General features: G+C 46.0%; 18 protein-coding genes. 10 read left to right on the forward strand and 8 right to left on the reverse strand.

Features of this window, described 5'->3' with window-relative positions:
- Positions 1 to 6: 6 nt before the first annotated feature.
- Positions 7 to 849, reverse strand: a complete 843-nt coding sequence (locus ACYVE4_RS33070; protein ID WP_461044697.1) for a tetratricopeptide repeat protein — start codon at positions 847 to 849, stop codon at positions 7 to 9.
- A gap of 73 nt (positions 850 to 922) precedes the next feature.
- Positions 923 to 1,225, reverse strand: coding sequence for an HU family DNA-binding protein (locus tag ACYVE4_RS33075; protein ID WP_461044698.1), 303 nt, complete (start codon positions 1,223 to 1,225; stop codon positions 923 to 925).
- A 139-nt stretch (positions 1,226 to 1,364) separates the two neighbouring features.
- Here ACYVE4_RS33075 and mutY point away from each other — a divergent pair, with 139 nt between their 5' ends.
- The 3 genes from mutY to gldE all read left to right on the forward strand — a co-directional run bounded on the left by mutY (position 1,365) and on the right by gldE (position 4,442).
- On the forward strand, positions 1,365 to 2,474 hold the full coding sequence (gene mutY, locus ACYVE4_RS33080; protein ID WP_461044699.1) for an A/G-specific adenine glycosylase: 1,110 nt from the start codon (positions 1,365 to 1,367) through the stop codon (positions 2,472 to 2,474).
- A 74-nt stretch (positions 2,475 to 2,548) separates the two neighbouring features.
- A complete protein-coding gene (locus tag ACYVE4_RS33085; RefSeq protein WP_461044700.1) occupies positions 2,549 to 3,064 on the forward strand; it encodes a single-stranded DNA-binding protein in 516 nt (171 codons plus the stop codon).
- A gap of 37 nt (positions 3,065 to 3,101) precedes the next feature.
- Entirely contained in the window at positions 3,102 to 4,442 is a 1,341-nt protein-coding gene (gene gldE, locus ACYVE4_RS33090) for a gliding motility-associated protein GldE (RefSeq protein ID WP_461044701.1), read from the forward strand.
- Between the two features lie 18 nt (positions 4,443 to 4,460).
- Here gldE and ACYVE4_RS33095 read toward each other — a convergent pair whose 3' ends face one another.
- Positions 4,461 to 5,564 (reverse strand): LBF_2804 family protein, encoded by a 1,104-nt coding sequence (locus ACYVE4_RS33095; RefSeq protein ID WP_461044702.1) that lies wholly within the window; start codon positions 5,562 to 5,564, stop codon positions 4,461 to 4,463.
- Between the two features lie 179 nt (positions 5,565 to 5,743).
- Here ACYVE4_RS33095 and ACYVE4_RS33100 point away from each other — a divergent pair, with 179 nt between their 5' ends.
- Complete coding sequence (locus ACYVE4_RS33100; protein WP_461044703.1) at positions 5,744 to 6,868, forward strand: DUF3500 domain-containing protein; 1,125 nt, start codon at positions 5,744 to 5,746, stop codon at positions 6,866 to 6,868.
- A gap of 156 nt (positions 6,869 to 7,024) precedes the next feature.
- Positions 7,025 to 8,629, forward strand: coding sequence for a S8 family peptidase (locus ACYVE4_RS33105; RefSeq protein WP_461044704.1), 1,605 nt, complete (start codon positions 7,025 to 7,027; stop codon positions 8,627 to 8,629).
- A gap of 109 nt (positions 8,630 to 8,738) precedes the next feature.
- On the opposite strand, the gene ACYVE4_RS33110 is transcribed toward ACYVE4_RS33105, so the two are convergent.
- Together ACYVE4_RS33110 and ACYVE4_RS33115 are read right to left on the reverse strand one after the other, a co-directional pair.
- A complete protein-coding gene (locus tag ACYVE4_RS33110; protein WP_461044705.1) occupies positions 8,739 to 11,519 on the reverse strand; it encodes a S8 family serine peptidase in 2,781 nt (926 codons plus the stop codon).
- A gap of 84 nt (positions 11,520 to 11,603) precedes the next feature.
- Positions 11,604 to 15,653: a S8 family serine peptidase gene (locus tag ACYVE4_RS33115; protein WP_461044706.1), complete on the reverse strand. Its 4,050-nt coding sequence runs from the start codon at positions 15,651 to 15,653 to the stop codon at positions 11,604 to 11,606.
- 222 nt (positions 15,654 to 15,875) lie between these two features.
- Here ACYVE4_RS33115 and ACYVE4_RS33120 point away from each other — a divergent pair, with 222 nt between their 5' ends.
- The 3 genes from ACYVE4_RS33120 to ACYVE4_RS33130 all read left to right on the forward strand — a co-directional run bounded on the left by ACYVE4_RS33120 (position 15,876) and on the right by ACYVE4_RS33130 (position 19,738).
- On the forward strand, positions 15,876 to 17,324 hold the full coding sequence (locus tag ACYVE4_RS33120) for a DUF1800 domain-containing protein (RefSeq protein ID WP_461044707.1): 1,449 nt from the start codon (positions 15,876 to 15,878) through the stop codon (positions 17,322 to 17,324).
- Positions 17,325 to 17,439: 115 nt separating this feature from the next.
- Positions 17,440 to 18,651 (forward strand): DUF1501 domain-containing protein, encoded by a 1,212-nt coding sequence (locus tag ACYVE4_RS33125; RefSeq protein WP_461044708.1) that lies wholly within the window; start codon positions 17,440 to 17,442, stop codon positions 18,649 to 18,651.
- A 142-nt stretch (positions 18,652 to 18,793) separates the two neighbouring features.
- A complete protein-coding gene (locus ACYVE4_RS33130; RefSeq protein WP_461044709.1) occupies positions 18,794 to 19,738 on the forward strand; it encodes a sugar phosphate isomerase/epimerase family protein in 945 nt (314 codons plus the stop codon).
- On the opposite strand, the gene ACYVE4_RS33135 is transcribed toward ACYVE4_RS33130, so the two are convergent.
- The 3 genes from ACYVE4_RS33135 to ACYVE4_RS33145 all read right to left on the reverse strand — a co-directional run bounded on the left by ACYVE4_RS33135 (position 19,735) and on the right by ACYVE4_RS33145 (position 21,529).
- The gene (locus tag ACYVE4_RS33135; protein ID WP_461044710.1) at positions 19,735 to 20,502 is read right to left on the reverse strand and encodes an SDR family oxidoreductase; all 768 of its coding nucleotides are present in this window, start codon (positions 20,500 to 20,502) and stop codon (positions 19,735 to 19,737) included. The two genes, ACYVE4_RS33130 and ACYVE4_RS33135, sit on opposite strands and share 4 nt — an antisense overlap.
- 119 nt (positions 20,503 to 20,621) lie before the next feature.
- Positions 20,622 to 21,158, reverse strand: coding sequence for a hypothetical protein (locus tag ACYVE4_RS33140; RefSeq protein WP_461044711.1), 537 nt, complete (start codon positions 21,156 to 21,158; stop codon positions 20,622 to 20,624).
- Positions 21,159 to 21,175: 17 nt separating this feature from the next.
- Entirely contained in the window at positions 21,176 to 21,529 is a 354-nt protein-coding gene (locus ACYVE4_RS33145) for a PadR family transcriptional regulator (protein WP_461044712.1), read from the reverse strand.
- A 211-nt stretch (positions 21,530 to 21,740) separates the two neighbouring features.
- On the opposite strand from ACYVE4_RS33145, the gene ACYVE4_RS33150 reads away from it, so the two are divergent.
- Positions 21,741 to 23,084, forward strand: coding sequence for a M16 family metallopeptidase (locus ACYVE4_RS33150; protein WP_461044713.1), 1,344 nt, complete (start codon positions 21,741 to 21,743; stop codon positions 23,082 to 23,084).
- Positions 23,085 to 23,142: 58 nt separating this feature from the next.
- Positions 23,143 to 24,519, forward strand: a complete 1,377-nt coding sequence (locus ACYVE4_RS33155; protein ID WP_461044714.1) for a M16 family metallopeptidase — start codon at positions 23,143 to 23,145, stop codon at positions 24,517 to 24,519.
- Positions 24,520 to 24,655: the final 136 nt, after the last annotated feature.

The raw sequence follows: 24,655 nt of genomic DNA on the forward strand, positions 1-24,655 counted from the left end.
CATTACCTACTTCAGCCGTTCTTCGTATTCACGAACAGCTGCCAGGATCTGCGGATCTTTTTCCTGCTTCTTTACCTCGGCCAATATTTGCTTCGCTTCGGCTTTCTGACCCGCTTCAGCTAAACTAACCCCCAAATAAAAGCGAGCTTTGCGGCTCGTTGGGTTATTAACCAGAATTTGCCGGAATCGCTCAATAGCGCGTTCATATTGGTTCGATCGCATGGAGAGCAGGCCTAAATTAAATAAGGCGAGCTCATTGGTCGGATCCTGCTGAATTACCTCACGCAAAAGCATAATGCCCTGCATAGGTGTATCCGTATTCACATAGGTCATGGCCATATTGGCCTTAGCCGACAGTAAATTCGGATTCTTTGCCAAAGCCTGCCCGTAAAAATCACGGGTTTTCTGGCCTAACAACGCCGTTTTCTTCTGATCTACCGCAAACGTATACGCTTCAAAATAATTATCACCAGCGCGTAGCAGATTGCGTTCATTCGGATCAGCTTTAGCCAGCACTTCTGCATAATAGGCAGCGCTATCATAGCGAGTTTCTTCGTGCAGCAGTGTAATTAGCTTAGCGCCAATAGCCTCTTTTTCCGCTGGAGTCGCTTTCGCAAATTCAGTTTGTAAAGTGATCAGGCGTTTGCGTTGTTCGGATGATAATGGCTTTTCGTGAACCGACGAGCTATTATCGCTGGAAGCTACGTTGGAAGAATCTGTACTAGAGGATGGCGTTGCGTGACCTCCAAGCTGCTTGCTATCGTTTCGTACGACCACTTTCGGAAGGGTATACAACCCTACAGTCATGGCCGCAGCCAATACGATAACAAGCAACACGAATTTATTCATAATGGACGGTCGTCACGGACAGTAGCATTACCTGAACTAACGAACAGAGCCACAGTGCGTTTAGCAACGTTGACTACTCAGCTGCTACTTTGGCTTTGTCGCTGGTTTTTACCTGCTCAACAAAAACCTTGGCGGGTTTGAAACTCGGAATGAAGTGCTCTTCAATCACCATAGCGGTGTTTTTCGAGATGTTCCGGGCTACTTTCTTAGCACGTTTCTTATTTATGAAACTGCCAAACCCTCTCACGTAGATATTCTCTCCCTCGGCCAATGAATCCTTAACTACTGAAAAGAACGTTTCCAATGTGTTTGTTACTTCTGCCTTGTCAATACCGGTCTTATCGGCGATCTCGGCGATTACGTCTGCTTTCGTCACGACTTCTTAAACTTTAACGTTTACTGTATTGTTGAAAATTTGGGTCTCAAAATGGGAGCACAAAGGTAGGGGTTTCATATAAATTTAAAAAGCCTACACTTTCGTTTTTCCTGAGAATGATATATTTTTTTGTTTTCCTTTGAATTGGCTATCAGACATTAACAAGATCGAAACTTCCTTTGCTCCTATTTTAGAGCAGTGGTATGAGTATAATAAACGCGACTTGCCATGGCGTCACACACGTGATCCGTATTCCATTTGGCTATCGGAAATTATCCTTCAGCAAACACGTGTTGCTCAGGGAAAACCGTACTACGAACGCTTCATCGATGCCTATCCAACTGTGGTTGATATGGCCAATGCCGACGAACGTGAACTCCTTCGACTCTGGCAGGGACTGGGGTATTACTCCCGCGCCCGAAATCTGCATCAGACTGCTTGTTATGTAACTGTTCAGTTAGATGGTAAGTTCCCCTCTACCTATCAGGAGTTGTTGAAAATGAAGGGGATAGGAACTTATACGGCAGCAGCTATCGCTTCGTTTGCCTTTGGCGAGCGAGTTCCGGTTGTTGATGGAAATGTATATCGAGTGCTGGCTCGGGTGTTTGGTATTGAGGAAGATATCACAACGACGGGTGCCAAAAAAACATTTGCAGCACTAGCGATGAATCTGATTCAGTCGGCGGTTGATCCGGCTACGTATAATCAGGCGATTATGGAGTTTGGCGCCATTCATTGCACGCCCGTTGCGCCTGATTGCTTGTTATGTCCGATTCAACAGCAATGTGCAGCTTATCTGACAGGTCGCCAGAGCCGATTGCCTGTTAAATCGAAAAAAGCGCCGGTACGTGATCGATTCTTTACGTATCTGGTTTTTCGTTATGATGGAAAGCTGGCAATGCGCGAGCGGACGGCTCGTGATATTTGGCAAAACTTACACGATTTTTATTTGATAGAAACAGAATCACCAATAGAAGCCACTGGTGATGTACGTGTACTTTCAGAAGAATTGACTTTATCCGATTCAATGCAAAAAATTGTCGATAAAGGTGTATTAACTACTATTCCAATCGAGTTGACGCAACTACTTTCACACCAAAGGGTCCGTGCCCAATTCTATTTAATTGATATACATAATAGCTCTTTCGCTGACGTACAGGAAGAGTTACATTGGTATTCGCCAGACGAAATAAGTCAACTACCTAAGCCTGTTTTGATTACAAACTATTTGGAAAATCTGTTTGGATAAATGGGTAGTTTTTAGTATCTTTATTCCTCCTAAACGCTACGGTAGTTTACACGTAACTAATTAAAACAACAAGCATGGCAAGTCTTAACAAGATGACAATAATCGGCAACTTAGGTGCTGATCCTGAAGTACGATATCTTGACGGAGGGGCTGTAGTGGCCACTTTTAACGTCGCTACTACCGAAAAATATACCAACCGAAACGGTGAAAAAGTAGAGCAGACGGAGTGGTTTCGAATTGAGTTATGGAACGAGCAGGCTAAAGTAGCCGAGAAATATTTGAAGAAAGGAAATTCCGTTTATGTTGAAGGCCGTTTGCGGACCGAATTGTGGACGGATAAGGAAGGTAAAGAGCGGACATCGTTGCGGGTTCGGGCGAATACAATGCAACTGCTAGGGAGCCCGAATAGCGATCGGGAAGACGTTCCTTATGAGGCACCTCGTCAGCAAGCTGCTCCTCCCCAACCTGCCCCTACTGCTCCCCGCCAGCAGGCAGCACCAGCACCAGCACCTCGCCAGCAGCCCGCCCGTCGAGAACCGGAGCCAGTACCTTTCGAGAGTAATAGTGGTGACGATGATTTACCGTTCTAACACTTGACACTCTATTGTTGAACGAGATTTAACTTACATGGATTCAGGTGATCCCCTTCCTCGACAGGTGCTCCCAGCTATAGATGGCTGGAGCACCTATTTTGATTTATATGCCCCTTATACAGCCCTAATTTTAGGGCTATTGACGTTGGCCGGTTTGGTGTCAGCTTCAGAGGCCGCTTTCTTTTCACTTTCCGCCGACGATCGGGCAATCTGTCGGGAAAGTAACCATGCCGAAGAACAGCGAATTGCTTCATTATTAGAACGCCCTAAACGACTACTGGCTTCGCTAGTTATCTTCAATAATCTATTGAATATCGCCATTGTCGTCATTGTAACCTATCTAACTTGGGAGTTCTCTCAGGCATCGGGTGATACTGGTTGGATATTGTCGGGTGTAGCTCTGATTACAACGCTGGCCATTGTAGTCTTTGGGGAAATTGTTCCGAAAGTATATGCCAGCCAGAACAATTTAAGAGTAGCTCGTCGGACGGCTCCGTTGGCACAGGTTGGGCTAACATTATTCAGACCCTTCGCTATGATGTTGGTGAATCTGAGCAATCAGGTCGATAAGCGAATTGAGCGACGAGGGTATAAGTTATCTGTTGAAGAATTAAGTCATGCCGTTGAGTTGACTGGCGCTAGTGCAACGGTTGAGGAAAAAGAAATTCTCAAAGGCATTGTCAATTTCAGTAATCTGACTGCTCGGCAGGTAATGCAAGCCAGATTAGCAATTTCAGCGGTACATGATGAACTGCCATTTAGTGAATTATTAGCACAAATTAATGCATCAGGTTATTCACGAGTACCGGTCTATGGAGAATCTCTTGATCAAATTGAGGGCATACTGTATATAAAAGACCTTTTACCACATATACATGAATCCGACGGATTTCAATGGCGATCGTTGGTGCGACCAGCGTTTTTTATTCCCGAAAATAAAAAAGTAGACGATCTACTTCAGGATTTCCAGAAACGACGTGTTCACATTGCCATTGTAGTGGATGAATACGGAGGAACCCGTGGTTTGGTAACGCTGGAAGATATTATCGAGGAGATTTTTGGGGATATCAACGATGAATTTGACGAAGAAACACCACTCGGCTATCGACGCGAAGATGACCAAACCGTCGTATTTGAAGGAAAAATGCCAATAACTGATGTTTGCCGAGTTCTGAACGTAGATGCATCTACATTTGATTCTGTTCAGGGAGACAGTGAATCATTAGGGGGATTGCTGCTGGAGTTATTTCACCGGCTGCCAAAAGCGGGAGACGAGACTACCTTTGATAACTTCGTATTCTATGTTTTGTCGGCTGATGATAAGCGTATTAATGAAGTGCGGGTCAGGAAAAATAAAGTGTCTGCCGAACTATAAAAAATGCCCCAATTTCACTTAAACCCATAATCCTCGGCCTTGATTATAATCGGCACCGATACGCTGAATTTCTTTAGCTGTATAGGTCATAAATCCTGCTTTCCGTAATTGGCGTAGGCGGTTTTTTTCAACCCAGGATAACTCCCCATCGATTAGTACGCCAAAGACAATAATGCGTTCCAAGCTCCGTCGTACGCTTGCAGGCGCTTGCTGCACTTTTTCTATAAACTGATTTGTCGGTAACGAATCAGCAGATAAATTGAAACGGTCTATAAGCGTTTCTGTTAGTATGTAATGGGCGTAATTATAAGGCCGATTCAAGATTGAAACATAGTGTAAGGCTTCTATAATGAGTGGTCGGAACTGATCGTTTTTGCCCCATTCCTCATGAAGTTCATGTGCAAACTCTCGTATGGTAGTAGGTGCCATAACACGGACTTGCGCTTCGTGTAATACTTGCCAGGATGCCCAAACATTCCATAATGCATAAACTGGCGCACCAACCATCACTGATATAAGTATGCTGGGCATTAGAAATTGACTTAACAAGAATTGTAACACAAAGACCGTTAGAGCGGCCTGGACTAGATTCGTGAGAAAGAAGATCGTTAATCCCCAGCGCGGCAATGTCAGATAGGGATCAACGCCAAATTGTAGAAAACCGGGTACTGATTTTTTGATGGCCGCATTTGCCAACTCTTGTAAATGACGATCATACTGAGCATCATGAGCACGGGGAAACTGGCAAACAGACATGATGGTCTTTACCCCCCAGGCATTAATGGCCAGCAGCAGATTTACTTCTATATAGATCAGCAATAGACTATATAAAACAAGAGCAATAGGCAATTCAAGAGTCATTTCAAACCATTGAAGACTCGTCGTGCTGAATAATTCTGGCCAATAATATTGGGGTAAATAGATGAGTACAATACCTAAGCCACCCAGCAAAGCCGCTAACGTAAAGGTAGCTGCTTTGGCTCGACCAATGATGCGACTTTCAACCGGATTTAGCACGTAAGGCTCATCAATAGGATGATCCTTATCGAGTGCGTGCCGAAGATAGCGCAGAGATAGGTGATCGAGTGGGCCCATACTATTAGTCGGAGGCCGAGTGGACATGATTTAAGTTAAGTTATACCAGTGAGCTATTTAGTTAACAAGGAAACTGCCAATGTTGTTGGAAGACAGCCGCATATAATAGAATCGATTTGACTAAACGGTAAACATTCCTTCGCGGCTTTATGGGTAAATGCAAGAACCGATCCACTTTACAATCAGTTGGATAAACCGCTTTTCCTATGAGACATGTGCATTTGCTGTGGAGCTGTATGTTAGTCAGTCAATTACAGGCTGTCGGACAAACGGCTACCTTGCCCAGTACCGCGCCCGTTCAGCAACGGGTGAAAGATGATATGACGGATGCCGCAACGATTTTTTTAGCTACGCTGACACCCGAACAACGCCAGAAAGCAACGTTCTCTTTTGATGACGAAGAGCGATTTAACTGGCATTTCGTACCGCGCGAACGGAAGGGTTTGCCTCTGAAACAAATGACGACTCAGCAGCGTGATGCCGCAATGGCGATGCTCAAAACGACCTTGAGCGCACAGGGTTACGAGAAAGTCACGTCCATTATTGATATGGAGAATGTGTTGCGGGTTATCGACAACCGCCCTCCCAATGATACCTATCGCGATCCTGAGAACTATTCGTTTACCATTTTCGGCGATCCTGCCAATAAAAAACCGTGGAGCTGGCGCATAGAAGGTCATCATTTATCCCTACAGTTTGCCTCCTCATCGGGTAAGGTAGTCGCTCAAACCCCTACGTTTTTCGGGAGTAATCCTGGCATTCTTGTATTCGATACAAAAATGGCTGACAAACGAATGGGCGATCCTCGGGTGAACGATCTGCCACAAAAAGGTAAAGCAATTTTAAAACAGGAAACAGAACGGGCGTTTGCCTTACTAAAAACCTTTAGCGACGATCAACGCAGGCAAGCGGTCATTGCTGAAGTTGCTTATCCCGAAATTGTGACCAGTAATAAACGTAAAGCATCGCTGGAAAAAATGGATGGTCTTAAATATGCCGACATGAGTAAGGATCAGCGCAAACTCTTTGTGGATTTATTACAAGCCTATTTGGTCAACTACCGAATTACACTGGCGAAACAGCAGTTTGAAAAACTTGAAAAAGTTGGATTGGATAACTTGCGATTTGCCTGGGCGGGTGATCTTACGCCGGAGTTAGGGGCAGGAAAGGGATGGTATTATCGCATCCACGGGCCAACGATTCTGATTGAGTACGATAACACCCAAACCAACGCTAATCACATTCACACAGTCGTACGCGATTTGACGAACGATTGGGGAGAAGATTTGCTGAAAGAGCATTACGAGAACACCACACATGCAAAACCATAATGATCTGCGTTTGAAGGGGTATGGCTTGTGCTTTACCAAGCTATTTTGTTAATAAATCATAAGCCGTACCTCACCCATCACGGCCATTTAACAACTTTTAAGTGTCTAACTCGTTAGTTTCTTCGTAATTTGTAAAGATTTTTTTGTTATCAATTCATGAAGAAACTCCTCATAAGTGCGTCGGCCTGTCTGTTTTCAGTAGTGGCTCTGGCGCAGGAAACGCAGTGGTATCTGCAAGATAAAACCGATAATAAGGCTGGTATTAGCGTTGAGAAAACCTATCGCGAGCTGCTTAAAGATCGGAAACCAACCCCTGTTGTTGTCGCTGTAATCGATGGTGGAATTGATACCACGCATGAAGATTTGCGTCGTGTATTGTGGGTGAATCCAAAGGAAATTCCCGGAAACGGAAAGGATGATGACAAAAACGGCTATGTCGATGACGTACATGGCTGGAATTTCATTGGCGGGAAAGATGGCCGAAATGTGAGTTACGAAACCACCGAAGTTACCCGGCTTTATGTCCAGTTGAAGCCAAAATACGAAGGGAAAGACCGGAAAACCCTGAAGCCAGAGGAACAGAAAGAGTACGATCTGTATGTAAAAACTAAGGCAGAAGTTGAAAAAAGTCAGGCTAAGTACAAAGCTGAATATCAGGGAATAGGTCAATTCTATGCCCAATTTTCGTCAGCAGTTACGAACCTGAAAAAGATGTTCAATGTAACAAAGCTCGATACATTAACCCTTCGTAAAGCCGCCGACACACTTTCTGATGCTAGTTTGAAGCGACCTGTTTTGGGGGTATTGCGAATGCTACAGCAGCAAGGCGTAGGCGATGCCGATATTGTTGTTAACGAGCTTGAGAAATACAACGAACAACTAAAATCGCGCGCTGAGTACAATTACAATACTGATTTCGATGCTCGCTCCATTGTCGGCGATAATCCAAACGACCTAAATCAGCGTGATTATGGAAATGCTGACATCGCAGGACCACGACCAGATCATGGTACGCACGTAGCCGGTATTATTGGTGGAGATCGGTCGAATAATCTCGGTATCAGAGGTATTGCTGACGCTGTCCAGATTATGGGTGTGCGAGCCGTGCCGGATGGAGATGAGCGCGATAAGGATGTAGCCAACGCGATTCGCTATGCTGTCGATAATGGCGCCCAAATTATCAACATGAGTTTTGGGAAAGATTACTCGCCCCAGCGCAAAGCGGTTGAAGATGCTGAGCGGTACGCCCTGTCGAAGGGAGTTTTACTCGTGCATGCGGCTGGAAACGACGGGAAAGATATCGACACATCTGCCAGCTATCCGGCAGCCCGCTTCATGGATGGTTCGGCTATCCCGAATGTGATTACAGTGGGAGCTAGTGCTGAGCCAACAAATGCGGAATTGATTGCCAGCTTCTCAAACTATGGTAAGAAAAATGTAGATGTATTTGCTCCCGGTAAAGATATCTATTCGACCGTACCAGGTAGTAAATACGAAAATAACAGTGGTACGAGTATGGCGTCGCCAGTTGTTGCGGGTGTAGCGGCTGTGCTGAAATCGTATTTTCCTAAGTTAACGTATGCGGATATTAAGCGAATTATTCTGGAATCGGCAACTCCTTATAGCGTAAAAGTAACCCGGCCAGAATCGAATGATTTGGTTCCGTTCACTTCGTTATCGAAAACGGGTGGTGTGGTCAATCTGTACGATGCCGTGAAAATGGCACTCGCTCAGGAAGCTGCTTCGGGAAAGGGTAAATAATAAGCAGCCTTGTTCGTTAATTGTCAGAGAGCCAGCTAGTGATCATACTAGCTGGCTCTCTACGTTTGGTTAGTTAGATTGGGAAAGAAGCCCCCCTGTTGCCTACAACTTATTTCTTCACAAAAGGAGCAGTCTGCGAAGAAAGCCCGTCAGTAAGTTGGAGAATATATCGGCCGGGGGGAAGTGCCTGAACGGAAATAGCTCCTTCGAACTGGCCATTTTGAGCGGTTAACGAGAGCAGTTGCTGTTGCAAAATGCCCTGAAGGTTAAACACACCAACTTGTATGTGTTTTGCCTGTGGATTAGTGTAACGGATCGACAGCGTGTTCTCCGTGGGATTTGGATAAAACATAAATTGAGCGGTTGGATCGAGGTTAGTAGCGGTTATACGGGATGTTTGAATAATGCGATCAGTTGACCACCCAACACAGGTCTGCTGAGTGACTTGAACTTTGTAAATACCGGCTTGATTGACCGATAAACGATAGTCGCGAGCGTTAGCGATGATAGAATTATTCCGATACCATTGATAGCGGTAAGACGTGTCGTTTGTCGCTTTCAGCGTAACGGTGGCCCCTTGTGGTAGATACAAATCGGTTTCTTCGGGAGTCAATGTAACGCTATTGACAGAGGAGAGCAGGATGGTTGTAGGGTCAGAGAAGGACTGGCAACCGTTTTGAGTAACTCGTACCTGATAAATGCCCGGTTGTGTTGCCGAGAAGGTAGTAGAATGCGCATCATTGACGGCATAACTATTATAAATCCAGTCAATTCGGGCACCAGCCTGGAAGGGTCCACTCTCTGAAAAGGCTTCCAGCCGAATGGCATCACCTGTATCGCAAAGCCATTGTTTTCCCGCCGGTGTTATACGTGCTGAACTTGTGACCGTTTTTAGTTGAACAGCTGAGGAAGTTGCAGTGCAACCATTTTCGTTCGCAATCCGTACGGTATAAGCTCCGGCCTGAGATGCCTGATAAGTTGATGCTGTTGCTCCTGAAATAACACTCCCATCCCGAAACCATTTGTAAGTAAGGTCCTTCGAGGATTGATCAGCTTTTAAGAGCAATGGCGTTCCAGGGCAAATCGTCGTATCCTGATTAGGCGTAATCTTTACTGATAATTGGCAATTGATTCGTTTTAATCCACTTAGTATAATCGAGTAAGGCTGACTTGAGTACGTCATTTTGCCTTTATGCGTAACCGTTAGCGTATAGGTTTTTCCAGGGACTGGATCTGCAATGTAAATCTGCTCGACATTATCCCGCATATTATCCCCCCGTGTGGCCGCCTGAGCCGGTCGGTTCGGATCGAGCACGAACGGTAAGTAGGTTTGTTGACCATCGTTGAGCCGTATATCAAGATCGTTGATCAGCTTGGGCGTGCGGCTGTTCACGGAACTGGCTATAACAGTGGTAGCCGTAGCTTCAGGATCTGTCCAGGATAGAGTAACTACGAGAGGTTCAGACCCTTGCGCAACAATCGATTTTGTGAAACTGCCACCCGACGATAAACTTTGCTCCAGAATCAAATGCGCTAACTCCTGATTGAGGATCAGGCGGGCCGCTGCTTCCGTGTTGAGCAGCCCCCAACCCTGCCTATAATCTGGGCCTGCTTCGGGCACTTGCCGATTTGCGGTATGTATGGCAAGACCTTTTAATGTAGCTGCCCGCATAAATTGTCCACCTGTTGGTAAACCGGGGCCTCGCTGGCGAGCATATAATTCCTGTAGTAAAAACAGCGATCCCGATACATTGGCAGAAGCCATAGATGTACCGCTATAAATGCCATATTCCGTGTTGGATGTACTGATTGACGATAGTACATCGGAGCCAACGCCCAATAAATCGGGTTTGATACGACCGTCGTCTGTTGGCCCCCAACCGCTGAAGGAGGTCGATCCGACTAAAGTAGGCTGATTTGGGGTAGGGTAGGTTAGGTCAGCCGCACCGATGGTCAGCACATTTTTGGCCGTTGCATCGGCTGGAATCACATCGTATGCATCGTTTCGGCTACGAGCTACGGTACTTTGGGTATTTGTATTCTTGAGAAAATAAGGAGTACCCGTTGGGGGGCCTGTTTCACTCCGTTTATTATCCGCCGATCGAACCATCAGGAAATACGGATTATTATAGGCTAGTTGATCGAGATCCTCCGTTTGCGTGGAATAGAAGCCAAATAAGTAATCTTCCGTAGAATTTATGGCCGTATTTCCCCACCATTCCCATTTCAAATCTGGATTCGTACCCGGTCTTGATTCGTTATGAACCCACCCCAAAACAGGCCCATAGGCGTGATTAGAAATCAATAGATTTGGAGCCGCCGTAGCGAGTTCACTAATATCATTGCTGTAATCCCAGACAGACAGTTGGGCTTCGAACGCCATCCCTTTTGCCAGCGGATTAACGCCTTTTCCAACAAGCGTTCCGGCCAGATGAGTTGTATGATCATTGACGCTATTGCCATTGTCTTTATGGGTAATTTTGCCAGAGCCACTGAATTCCTGATGAGAATCTAATACGCGCCCTCCATCCCACAACCCCAATTTCCCCGCCATAATCGCCGAGCCGCCAGAGAGTGTAATCGGGAATGAATTGTTTCCCTGCAACGCCAGCGTTCGAGTGCCGCGAGCGGCTTCAGTATTGTGCAGTGAATAATAAATTGGTTCGCCAACAGCGTCGATTCCCTGCAATTGGAGAACACGTTGATTGGAATAATTTTTGCTTATAAACCAACTGGAGCGCTTTGCTGATTCAAGTGTGTGACGCCAGTTCTGCGCATACCGTTTAATCAAAGTAGCCTGCCATGCCAAAGATGGTTTTTGTAAGGCACGCTGCGCCAAAACGGGAGTATAGACTCCGTTCAGAACTACTAAAATAAAGGACAAAGCCATCCAGGAACCCCTGAAAAAAGCGTTTGAGCGCCTATTTTGAGTAATTAGCGCAGGCTGATTAATATGTACCAGATAGTGTAAGGATTATTGTTTTTGAATCCGTTTTATGCGAACACGTTGCGTCTGTTCGTCTTCAATAACAACAAAAAACATACCGTCCGAAAGGTTAGCTACATCGACGACCGTCGAATAACTTTTTCCTTCTTTTTGCAGGGTTACCATTTTAATAGTTCGGCCTTGCAAATCGATTAGACGGAGATTGGGGGGCTGAAGTAACGAAGACGCAGCCGTAAAGGATACGGTCAATTGCTTCGTGGCTGGATTGGGGTAAACACTAAATTCATCGTCATTCACAATAGGTTCGGTAGCCAGAATGGTTATTACCACTTCAGTGGAAGTAGCGGCCCCGCATCCGTTGACACTCCCGTTTACCGAATACCTACCTGATTTTATAGCGGTGTAGCTCGACGATGTAGCACCCGTAATCGCAACGCCATCCAATAGCCATTGAATCGCAGATATCGCGTTTGTCGTGAGCGCTATTCCATTGGCCGTAATAACAGGAATTTGTGGGGAATTGACGGATAAAGAGATAACCGAAGAACGAATTGGTAAGCAATTGCCTGCTACTGCGACCGAATAATTGCCTGTTATAGCGGCCTGCAAACTACTACTGGTTGCTCCCGTAATCACCTGCCCATTGCGGTACCATTGATACGTAAGTCCCGCTTCTGTGTTAGCCATGAAAGTATTACTCGATCCCTGACAAATACTCACTGAGCCAGTTGGCGTAGTGGTAACCGTTGGATACGTGCCTGTTGAGATATTTACGGGAGAGCGTTGAAGATTAGGGCATTCGAGCGAACGGACTTTGATATTGTAAAAGTAATACCAGGCATTGGTTAATGTATCGGGTGCGCTGAGAGATCCTTTAATGGTTACGACGGGCTGTCCGTTTTGAGTTTTGAGTTGGTAAGGATAGCCCGATACGGCACTGTTGCTTCGGAAAATAGTAGCACCGCCCGAATAGGAAATGGAAATTTTATAATCGCCCGCTGCCGGAATTCGTAAGTTGAGCGGATAGATAGCCCCTTTGTCGTTTGGATCGTCTAATAAATTGCCATTGCTGGTTGTCGCCGTCAAACTTTGGTCACGAGTTGGTGTCACGTCGAGGGTGACGCTGGAAACAATTGTATTGTCGTATTTACTGACAGTGAATGTAATCTGTCCGGGATTACCGATGTAGAGTCGGGCACTTTCGATTAGTAAAGGAACCGTCGTCGAAAAAAGTGGGGCAGGGGCATAGGCACCGAAATACGTACCTCCGCCAAAAGCATTTTTATCAGCAGGGCCAACAATACCTGAAAAATCATTTAAAGAAGCATAAAATTGCCCACTGGTAGGGACTTTAAGCGCATAAGTCTGATTGCCTACGGCCAGCAGATTTCCGCCCGTTAGCGCATCGTACCAGGAAGCGACGCCAGCTCCCGTATTGCGTAACGCAACGGCTGTATCTGAGCCGCAACGAGTCGCTTGAAAGAGACCGCTGCCGGGTGATACGCCAGTTGTACGCGTTGCTGTCATCGTATTATTGGCGATATTCTGGTCAGAAATTAAACCGGTAACAACCATAAAACGATACGTTTGGCCAGCGACTAGTGACGTTGGCTCAGGTTTTGTCAAGGTTAGTAGCCCATCACGGAAGGCAGGTAATTTGAGAAGCGTACTGGTTAAAGTTATCACATCTACATTGTTGGCATCCGTAATTTTTACGCTGATGGGTACATTGGTTTGATCAGCAGAACCATAATTGTGTAAGCGAACCGTTACGGCTAAATCGCTGGTCGTCTGACCGCAGAAATTGGCATCGGGTGAAACGAGAGCTGTAACGCCCACATCATTTATCGTTTGAATGACTTTCAGCGTGTAATCCTGCGTTTCTCCCTGGCTGTATAGTCCACAGGGAGAAATCGCCGAAGGATCATCCGTTTCGGAAGCAAGAATGCGTAGCCGAATAAGCTGCCCATTCTGTACACTAGCTGGAATCGTAACCGTGGTTGAAAATTGGCCTGAATTCGACAGAATACCCGAAGTGGCTATCGTTTCCCCCGCATCATCAAAACGGCCATTCTGATTCCAGTCGGCGAAGGCTTTTAGGGCTGTATTCTTATTCGTTCCACACGTACCGAGCGATATAATCAATGGAAGCTGCTGATTAGCTTGCACGGTCGTTGAGATCTGCGAAAAATCGGTGTACGACGTGCAGCCATCGGCTCCAGCCTGATTGATGGTTCCGAATTGTACATGGCTAATTTTTGTATCTGCCGTCGACGTTGGTTTCGATTCGCAATAAGTGGTTCCGCCAATGCCACTGACAATCAATGCATAATCCTGTTTACTGCCGTTTAGTGTGGCTTTATGGGAAATGATCAGTGTATAAACCTTTCCCGGAATCGTATTGGTAAGCAGAACCTGTTCAACGTTGTCGCGGACATTATCCCCTTGTGTAGCAGCATTGGCCGGATTGTTCGGATCCAGCACCCAGGGTCGAAACGTATCTTTTCCATCGCTAAGGCGAATATCCAGATCATTGACCAGTTTGGGCGTTCGGTCGTTTACAGCATTGGTAGGAGTGCCTACCGGATCAGTCCAGCAAATTGTGGCAACCAGTTGCCCTCGGCCTGAAGCTGTTACCTGAATCGTATCCCGTTGTCCCTGATTCAGCGTTCGTTCGGTTAGCAAGTGATTTTGATCCGTATTGCCAATGACACGGGCGGCCTGTTCCATATTCAGGATACCCCAACCAAATTTGTAATCAGGCCCGGGCGACGAACCAGCTTCGCTGGCCGTATGCAAGACTAATCCCCGGAGCGTAGAGGAGCGCATATAGCTACCTGCCTTTAATTGAGTATAATATTCCTGAAGCAACAACAGTGAGCCCGAAACATTTGGCGTAGCCATTGATGTACCGCTTAGTGTAACGTAGGCACTGTCGCTACTCGAATTTGCCGAAAGGAGATTGACGCCAATACCTACAATATCGGGCTTGATTCGTCCATCGTCGGCTGGACCCCAACTACTAAAACTAGCTATAGAAACCTCCTCGGGGAGATTATAACCATAGGATAGATCGTTTACCGCGCCGACAGTCAGTATATTTTTGGCGACTCCATAGGTAGCAATTTGATCATAGCCAGTTTGCCTGTCGCGAGTCACCGTACTGATTTTATTGTCGTTATTCACTATTACATATGCTTGGCCACCTCCTGGATAGCCATCTCCTCCGTGATCATTTCCCGCCGATTTCACGACTAAATAGTAAGGGGCTGCGATCGCGATTTGATCCCAACTACGAGCCTGGGAGTTGTATTGACCAAATTTATAATCATACGTTTGACTAATGGTCGTATCGCCATACCATTCCCACTGAGTTGATCCAGTTCGGGACGAATTGTACTGATAGCCCGACTGGGGGCCATAGGAGTGGTTAGATATCAGCAGATTGGGGGCTGCTGCGGTCATTTCGGATAAATCATTCGAAAAATCCCAGGCTTGCAGCTTAGCCCCGAACGACATGCCCCGAACGAGCGGATTCACCCCTGCTCCAATCATGGTTGTGGCTACATGAGAAGGATGTTGTTCATCAGCAACGGTTGTACTTGCTTTATCATTCTGCGTAACTCTGCCTGCCAGTTCAATATGCGTAGCTCGAACAGCACCGCCATCCCAAAGCCCTAATTTATTCTGCACCGACGCACTACTACCCGAAAGATTTAACCCCAGACTACCTCCTGCATACAGTGAAGTCGTTCGAGTACTGATACCGGCTTGGGTATTGCCGACAACATTTGTTGCCAGATAAATCAGATTGCCAAGATCATCGATACCTGCTAATTCAACGATTTGCCCATTAGATCGAATTTCCCGAATGGGCCGCCCAAGTTTAGCCGCCAAGGTAAGTGCTTTACTATACGTAGCGTCATGGTTTTTCTGATTAAGTGTTTGTAGCTGAGCTATTCGCTGCTTTTGAGAAGTCGAATAAGGGATTATCTGGGCAGAACTATTAGTGTAGATAACAGATAGATAAAAAGCCATTGATATCCAGCCTACAGACGAACGTAAAGAATGAAGCATAAGAAAAAGCAATGTCAGCTACCGACTCCGAGCATGAATATATGTGTAGATACGGAAAATTCGTATGGAATGTTGCGTATCTTAATCGTATGGCACTTTACTGATTATAAATACGTCTCGTATCAATACATAAAGTAGGCAGATTAACGATAATTTTAATTTAGCCTTGTTAAACCTTAATCCTGATAGACAGTCATATAGATTCAACTGCCTGTCTGACTGATGGATATATCGACAAAACACGCTGAGGCCATTGCCCGGATACGTTACCTGTACAGCAGAGCTGGATTTGGAGCTACGCCTTCTGAACTTGAGGATGCAGCTCATAAATCACTAAAGAAAGTCGTTCGACAACTGGTTAAAGACAGCGATTCCATAGCGGAACTTCAGGTGGTTGAGCCCGATCAGAACGAAACGAAGCGGGAGCTAAAAGGTATGTTTCGTAATGGTCAACTTGATCGCGATATGCTGAAAGAACGCATTCGGGATAATGCCGAAAAAGTGCGCGACCTGAATCTGCAATGGCTCGATCAGATGTCGACTGGAAAGGCCGCTTTGCGCGAAAAAATGGCCCTGTTCTGGCATGGTCATTTTGCTTGCCGGACACAGGGAAGAAATCCGCTGTTTATGCAGCAATATGCCAATGTGCTTCGGCAAAACGCGTTGGGTAAACTCAGTGACTTATTGATGGCTGTGTCGAAATCCCCAGCAATGCTTCAGTTCCTGAATAATCAACAAAACCGCAAAAATGCACCGAACGAAAACTTTGCTCGTGAAGTGATGGAGCTGTTCACGCTAGGGCGCGGGAATTATTCGGAACACGATATCAAAGAAGCCGCTCGGGCATTTACTGGATGGCAATTCACGCCCGATGGGCAATTTATCTTCCGTCAGCAGGTACACGACGATGGTGAGAAAACCATTTTCGGTAAGATTGGGAATTTTAAAGGCGAAGATATCATTGCGATGCTGCTGGATAATAAGCAGACGGCACGCTTCATCACGGCAAAGATTTACCGTTATTTCGTCAACGAAACGGAAGACAAAAAGCAGGTCGAAGAACTAACGGAGCAATTCTTCAAAAGCGGCTACGACATTGCCGGTCTGATGGAGACGATCTTCACCTCCGATTGGTTCTACGACGCCAAAAACGTAGGAGCCCATATTAAATCGCCGGTTGAGTTGCTGGTGGGTATGCGTCGGACGCTCAGTGTGCAGTTTGAGCAACCGCAATCGCAGGTATTTGTGCAGCGAACACTAGGTCAAATACTCTTTTATCCACCAAACGTAGCCGGATGGCCGGGCGGTAAAAATTGGATTGATTCATCGAGTCTGTTGTTCCGAATGCAGTTGCCAAGTTTCGTTCTGAAATCAGCCGAAGTAGCTATCCGCCCTAAAGATGAAGGTGATGTAAATGCCCAACTCCTGGCCCGAAAAGGTGCTAATCGGTTCCAGACGAAAATTGATTGGACCAATTTTGAATCAGCTTTCGCCAAAACGTCTGAAACCGAACTGACCGACGCTATTGCCTCTATCTTGCTGCCCTTTCCGCTTCGTCCCGACCAACGCACTATAATCGAGAAACAAACCAAACCCGAGCTGTCGCGTCCAGAACGAATCCACACAATAACCGCAGCGCTCATGAGCCTGCCTGAGTATCAACTAACATAACCGGGATTTAGCAGATTTAGGGATTAACCAGATTTTGTTGATGATGCGCTTCTTTGAAGTGAAAAAACAAAATCTGATTAATCCCTAAATCTGCTAAATCCCGGTTCAGACAATTATGAACCGTAGAAACTTCCTTAAACAATCGGCTTTTACGACGGCGGGAACGATGCTGATTCCGCATTTTCTGAAAGCTTACGAAGCGCAGATGTTGGGGCAAAGCCTTACATCGAGCGGCAAAATTTTAGTGGTTGTGCAATTGTCGGGCGGGAATGATGGTCTCAATACAGTTGTCCCCTATCGAAACGACATTTATTACCGTGAACGGCCAACGATCGCTATACGACCTGAAAAAGTGCTGACGTTGACTGATGAAATTGGCCTGCATCCTGCCATGACGCCATTGAAGGCACTTTATGACGAGGGGCTGCTGACGGTCATCAATAATGTGGGTTATCCAAATCCAGACCGCTCGCATTTCCGTTCGATGGATATCTGGCAATCGGCCAGCGATTCGGATAAATATGTACGCACGGGCTGGGTAGGCCGATATCTGGACGCAGCCTGTGCGGGGAAAGCGCAGCAACCCTTCCGAACCATCGAAGTTGACGATACGCTTAGTCTGGCTATGAAAGGAGATGCGTTGAATGGATTAGCTGTTTTAGATCCTAAAAAGCTTTATAACCAAACGCGTAGTGGTTTAGTAACGGGCTTGAGTAAAGAACACAGCACGAATAGTCACGAGCCGGAATCGGTCGCTTACCTCTACAAAACATTAGCCGAAACAGTATCTTCAGCCGAGTATGTTTACGATAAGGCAAAAGTACCTAGTACTGTGTCGACCTATCCGGCAAGTGAATTAGGTAATCGACTTAAAACAGTATCACAACTGATACAGTCGGGTGTTGCAACGAGCGTTTACTACGTATCGATCAGTGGATTCGATACGCACATTAACCAGCCTGGACAGCAGGAGCGACTGTTAGGCCAATATGCCGAAGCGGTTGGTGCATTCATGAAAGAGTTGAAAACGGCTGGTCGCCAGAATGATGTATTAATGATGACGTTTTCGGAGTTTGGACGTCGGGTGAAGCAAAATGCCAGCAACGGTACGGATCATGGTACGGCGAACAATGTATTTCTGATCGGGGGCGGATTACCGTCACGTCGGGTACTAAATGAAGCGCCAAATTTGACCAAACTGGACGAAGGTGACCTGATGTATTCTGTCGATTTTCGCCAAATCTACGCGACGCTTCTCCGCGATTATCTGGGTGCTGATGACGTAGCTATTTTAGGCCGGAAATTTGATGGTCTAAAGATTGTTTAAATTGAAGTTTTGATTGAAAATGTGAGCACTTTTAAGCCAGCCCTGAGTTGAATGATTTCAATAGGGGCTGGCTTGTTTCAGTAGGTTTCCGGGCTTTTCGTGTTTAGTAGGCAACGTTCAAAGCCTGAATTCTTTATTGTTCATGACTCAAACTGTAACTCGTCGCCAAACGTTAGCTGCACTGACGGCTTCCGTTGGCGCTACACTGGCTTCACTTTCGTCAGAAGCTACCGCATCGCCAACCGCTCAATCTCCTTTTACGATTTGCCTGAATATGAGTACAATCCGAGGGCATAAACTCGGATTTGTGAAGGAATTGGAAGTCGCTTCTAAAGCGGGTTTTCGATCAGTCGAAATCTGGATTGAGACGTTACAAACCTATTTAAAATCGGGTGCCACAACAGCTGATGCGCGTAAAGTACTGTCTGATAATGGAATAAAAGCTGAAAACGCCATCGGTTTTGCGCCCTGGATTGTGGATGACGAAGCAGCCCGCGCTAAAGGAGTTGATCAGATGAAGCGCGAAATGGAGATGCTGGCTGAAGTTGGTTGTATGCGCGTAGCTACGCCACCCATCGGTGCGCAAACGCCCAATAGCCCTAAAATTGATTTATACAAAGCGGCTGAACGGTATCGCGCTATCCTTGAATTGAGCGATCAAACAAAGGTTATTCCGCAACTGGAATTGTGGGGTTTTTCGCCGAACCTAAGTCGATTGGGCGAAGTCATGTTTGTGGCCATTGAAAGTGGTCACCCATCAGCGCGGGTATTATTGGATATTTATCACCTGTATAAAGGCGGTTCGGGCAATAAAATGCTTCCTCTGGTAGGTAAGCCAGGCATCGAAATCTTCCACGTAAACGACTACACCGCCGATTTCCCAAGGGAAAAAATCACTGATGCCGACCGCGTGTTTCCGGGCGATGGAATTGCGCCAATTAAGGAAACGCTCAAACTCATTAAACGCCCAGATAAACCGATCATTCTTTCCTTAGAAGTATTCAATAAGACTTACTACGCTCAGGAAGCGCAAACCGTCGCCAACACAGCGATGGCGAAAATGAAAGCGATGGTGGCCGGGGTTTAAAACGCCCAGGCCATCAAGCCGCCATCTACCGAAATTGTTTGTCCGGTAACGTAACCCGAAGCGGGCATACTTAAGAAGGAAACAACGGAAGCGACTTCCTCAGGCTCGCCAACACGATTCATCGGCGTTCGTTTTAAAATGCCTGTGAGTTTTTCGGGATTTGTCAGAACGGGCGTAGCTAGTGGTGTTTTGATATACCATGGAGCTACAGCGTTTACTCGAATACCGTCAGGAGCCCACTCAACAGCCAGATTACGAGTTAATTGCAATAAGGCGGCTTTTGTCATCCCGTACAATGAACCACTGCTGGTGTGGGCCAATCCCGATACGGACGAAACGAAAACAATCTTTCCCGAACCCGACGATTTTAGCAAAGGATAGGCGGCCTGAGTAAGTTCGTAAGCCGAGCGAAGATTCGTATTTAAAATATGCTCGTAATCGCTTACACTATAATCGGCAGTTGCTTTTCTGATATTTGTCCCCACATTATTGACCAGAATATCCAGTCCGCCTGTCCTGTTAACGGCGTTGATAAGTTGAGCAGATACTGCCGGCTGACTCAGGTCAGCGGCAAGCCCATCTACTTTGTAGCCTTTTTCTTTGTAAGTAGTGAGGTGTTGTTGAAGCAACTCATTATCCCGAGCCACAATAAATACCGATGCGCCGAGGTCCAGAAATTGCTGAACGATTGCTTCGCCGATGCCTTTAGTTCCGCCCGTAACGAGCGCATGTTGGCCTTCAAGCGACCAGAGAGAAGAAGTCATAATGAGTTTGAGCGGGGCAATCCCCGCCATTCGTAGTTTGAGGTCTGAAGGTAGCTGAAGAAGAGTTATTGCCCTTCTAGCCAACTTCAGACCTCAAACTACGAACTTCAATCAAGAAACTACAAATGCTCTTCACTTTCTGGAACGGTATGCCACCGTTCCTGTTGCAGAAAATACATAATAAACGCTACTGATACGGCTCCCACGCCAATGATCCAGATGAGCCCCCAGGGGCTCCAGTAGGACCAGGTCTTCTGGCTGATCAGATGTAGCAAAGCAATCACCATTAAGCCAAGACCTAAAGCGCCCCCAAAGGCGTAAACTAAGGTCTTCTGATAAGATTGTCGTAAGGCATAAGCTCCGTAAGATTTATTTCGGAACTGAAACAGAATATCGTCGAAGCTGGCTTCTGCCAGTTGGGCATCTGAAAAAGATAGCTCGCGCTGGTATAGTTTGCGGAGCTTTTGAACGGAGTCGGCATTGGCATCCAGCAATGTTTTTTCGACAGCTGCTTTGAAAGGGAGGCCAATCCATAGATAATGCTCTACTTCACAGACTAAATGATCGAGCATTTCAGTTAGCAATTCATCGGACAAGCCGCTTTGAATCAGGTATTTGTGGAGATGGTCTATGTGTTGTGGAGTCAGCTTTTCCATAAACGTAAAGGGTTAAGTTAGTTGCCATAGGCCAACTTGGGTGAAGGTTGAAAAAGTTGCTGCATATACTCGATAAATCGCTCAAACTCAAACGCTTTCTGAATAGCCATTTCAGTACCACTGGGCGTCAGCGAATAATACTTACGAAGGCGCCCATCGACTTCTACCGACTCCGTTGTCAATAAGCCTTCCTGCTCCAGTTTGTGAAGGACCGGATAAAGCGCTCCAAACGTTAGGGTCAACTCGCCTTTCGTTCGGTCTTTAACAGCCTGCGTTATCTGATAACCATACATTTTGGTTTGCTCCGAAAGCAATCGTAACACAATTGTCTTCAAGGTTCCGCGTAAAAACTCACTACCGATTTGTTCCATAATCGTATCTCATTAACTCCATCACTTGGTATGACGAATATATATAAGAAAATTTAATATACAAGAAGATTCCGTTATTTTCCTGTCTATTTTTTATTTTCAGGAAAGAAGAAATTAAGCCAGGAAAATGCAACGCTGAGGCCTTACGTCAATCCTTTTGGCAATCATCTGTTTCGCAGTTAATTTTAGCTTTGCCTATTAACTATTTCTCATGAACAAACGAATCGCGCTACTAGCTGGGCTCACTCTGTCGTTCAGTGTTGCCTTGGCGCAGAATAAGCCAAAACCGGAAGACGTTCAGACGTTTACGCTAAAAAATGGTATGAAATTCATGGTCCTCGAAGACCATTCTATCCCCAACGCCAATTTCTATACATTCTGGAAAGTAGGTTCCCGTAATGAGGTACACGGCATTACGGGGCTGTCGCATTTTTTCGAGCACATGATGTTCAACGGCTCAAAAAAGTACGGTCCTAAACAATTCGACCGGGTGATGGAAGCCAACGGCGGTTCGAATAATGCGTACACCACCGAGAACACAACAGTCTATACCGACTGGTTTCAGAGCGGTGCCCTGGAAACCATTTTTGACCTCGAAGCCGACCGCATTCGTGATCTATCGATCGATCCGAAAATGGTAGAAAGTGAGCGCGGAGTTGTGTTGTCGGAGCGGAGTACAGGCTTGGAGAATAGCAATTATCGGGTTATTAATGAGTTAGTTCAATCGGTGGCTTTTGTGGAGCATCCGTATATGTTTCCCGTGATTGGTTTCGAGTCGGACATTAAAAAGTGGACGCAGGCTGATCTGGAGAAATATTTCAAAACGTACTATTCCCCAAATAACGGCGTAGCTGTGGTAGTTGGCGATGTAACAGCGGCTCAGGTGAAAAAACTGGCCGAGCAATACATCGAACCGATTCCGGCGCAGAAATTGCCCGATAGTCTGCGTACGGTAGAACCTCCCCAAAATGGTGAGCGACGTGCCACAACCTACAAAGACGTTGCCACGCCCAATATTTTGCTGGCTTATCATACGCCAGCAACTCGTCACCCTGACTATTACGCGCTCGATTTGCTTAGTGGCGTATTAAGTTCGGGTAATTCATCGCGCCTGGTTAAGTCGCTGGTGCTGGATTCGACGATTGCGTCGCGCGTGTTTAGCAATATGGATCAATCGTTCGATCCGAGTCTGTTTTCGGTTTATGCCATCGCTGCCAGTGGTATTTCGGCTGAGCAACTGGAGCGGTCCGTTTTGCATCAAATCGATAAAGTGGTTAACGAAGGCATTACCGATACCGAGCTTCAGAAACTGAAGAATCAGAAGCTAATGGAATTCTATCATACGATGGAAAGCATTAATGGAAAGGCAAACTCGCTCGGTACGTACGAACTCTTTTTTGGCGATTATAAGAAGCTGTACGAAGCGCCCTCGCTTTACGAAAAGGTGACGAAAGAAGACGTACAGCGAGTGGCTAAAACTTATCTTACCGTCCGGAATCGAACAGTCGGTTATCTGCTTCCAGAACCAAAAACGAATCCCTCGAAAAATAACTAATTCCCTGACTGTTAACTCAAACTGAAACGATTTATACAAATCGAATTGGTCTTACAATATGAAAATCTTACTCACCTTTATTAGTACGTTGCTACTAACTGGCTTGTCGCTGGCGCAGACGTTTAAAGTGCCACCGTATCAGAAATTCAAGCTGAAAAATGGATTGACGGTTTACCTGATGGAACAGCACGAAGTGCCGCTGATTAACGTATCGGCGGTGTTCGATGCCGGAGCCGTTCAGGATGGGAATCGATATGGTTTATCGAACATGACAGCCGAAGCGCTTCTGTTCGGTAGTTCGAAATATACCAAAGCGCAACTGGAGGAAAAAGCTGAATATGTTGGGGCAAACATCGATGCGTTTGCGGGCAAAGAAGTCGCCAAATTATCTGCGTCGTTTGCCGTAAAAGACCAAGATTTACTGTTCGATATTATTCAGGACGTCATCACGAAACCCACGTTCGATCAGGCCGAATTTGACAAATACAAGCAGCGTCAATTACTGCAATTAACTCAGCAGAAAGAAAGTCCGCGTGGAGTAGTTACGTCCTATTTCAATCGGTTTGTTTTTGAAGGACATCCGTATGCTAATCCTATAACAGGTACGCCAACGGCTGTTTCGGCTATTTCGGCCAACGATGCGCGTCAATTCTATCAGAAGAATTATACGGCTGACCGAGCGGCTATTGCCATTGTTGGAGATTTCGATACGCCTTCGATGAAAAAACGAATTACCGATTTGTTTGGAGGCTGGAAAACAGCAGCAGCAACGTCGCCCAAACTGACCGATCCAACGGTTGCCTTTGATAAAAATCGGGTATTATTGGTCAATAAAGACGATGCTCGCGAAACGACATTTCTGATCGGGGGAAAAGGCATCACTCAAAATAATCCTGACTTTATTCCGGTAACGGTCGTCAATACGATTTTGGGCGGTCGATTTACCTCCTGGCTAAACGATGCCTTACGGGTGAATTCTGGCCTGACCTACGGAGCTAGTAGCCGATTTGCTACGTATCGAAACAGCGGCACATTCGCTATTTCGACGTTTACAAAGGTGAGTACAACAACACAGGCTATTGATATGGCGCTGATGGTACTCGATAGTTTGCACAAAACCGGCATCGATGAAAAGACGCTTTCGTCGGCCAAAAATTACGTAAAAGCTGACTTCCCACCCCGCTATGAATCCGCTGCTGAGTTGGCTAATCTGCTGACTGATATGTTTAGTCTGGGTTTCGATGAGTCGTTCATCAATAACTTCCAGAAAAACGTCGATGGACTGACCGTTGCCAAAACCCGCCAGATTATCGACCAGTATTTCCCCAAATCGAATCTTCAATTTGTTCTTGTCGGAAAAGCGGAAACGATTCGTGATAAGGTAAAAAAATACGGAACCATCACTGAGAAAGAAATCAAAGCCGACGGATTTTAAATTGTAAATTATTAGTCCACAGCTGACTAAATTAAAGGAAATAACCACCGAATTCCCCGTGTCTGTGTCCTCACAGACACCTATGCGTCAGCAAGCCCTACCCTCCGGTCAGGCGTCTGTGAGGACACAGACCTGG

The sequence above is a fragment of the Spirosoma harenae genome (assembly GCF_054776975.1).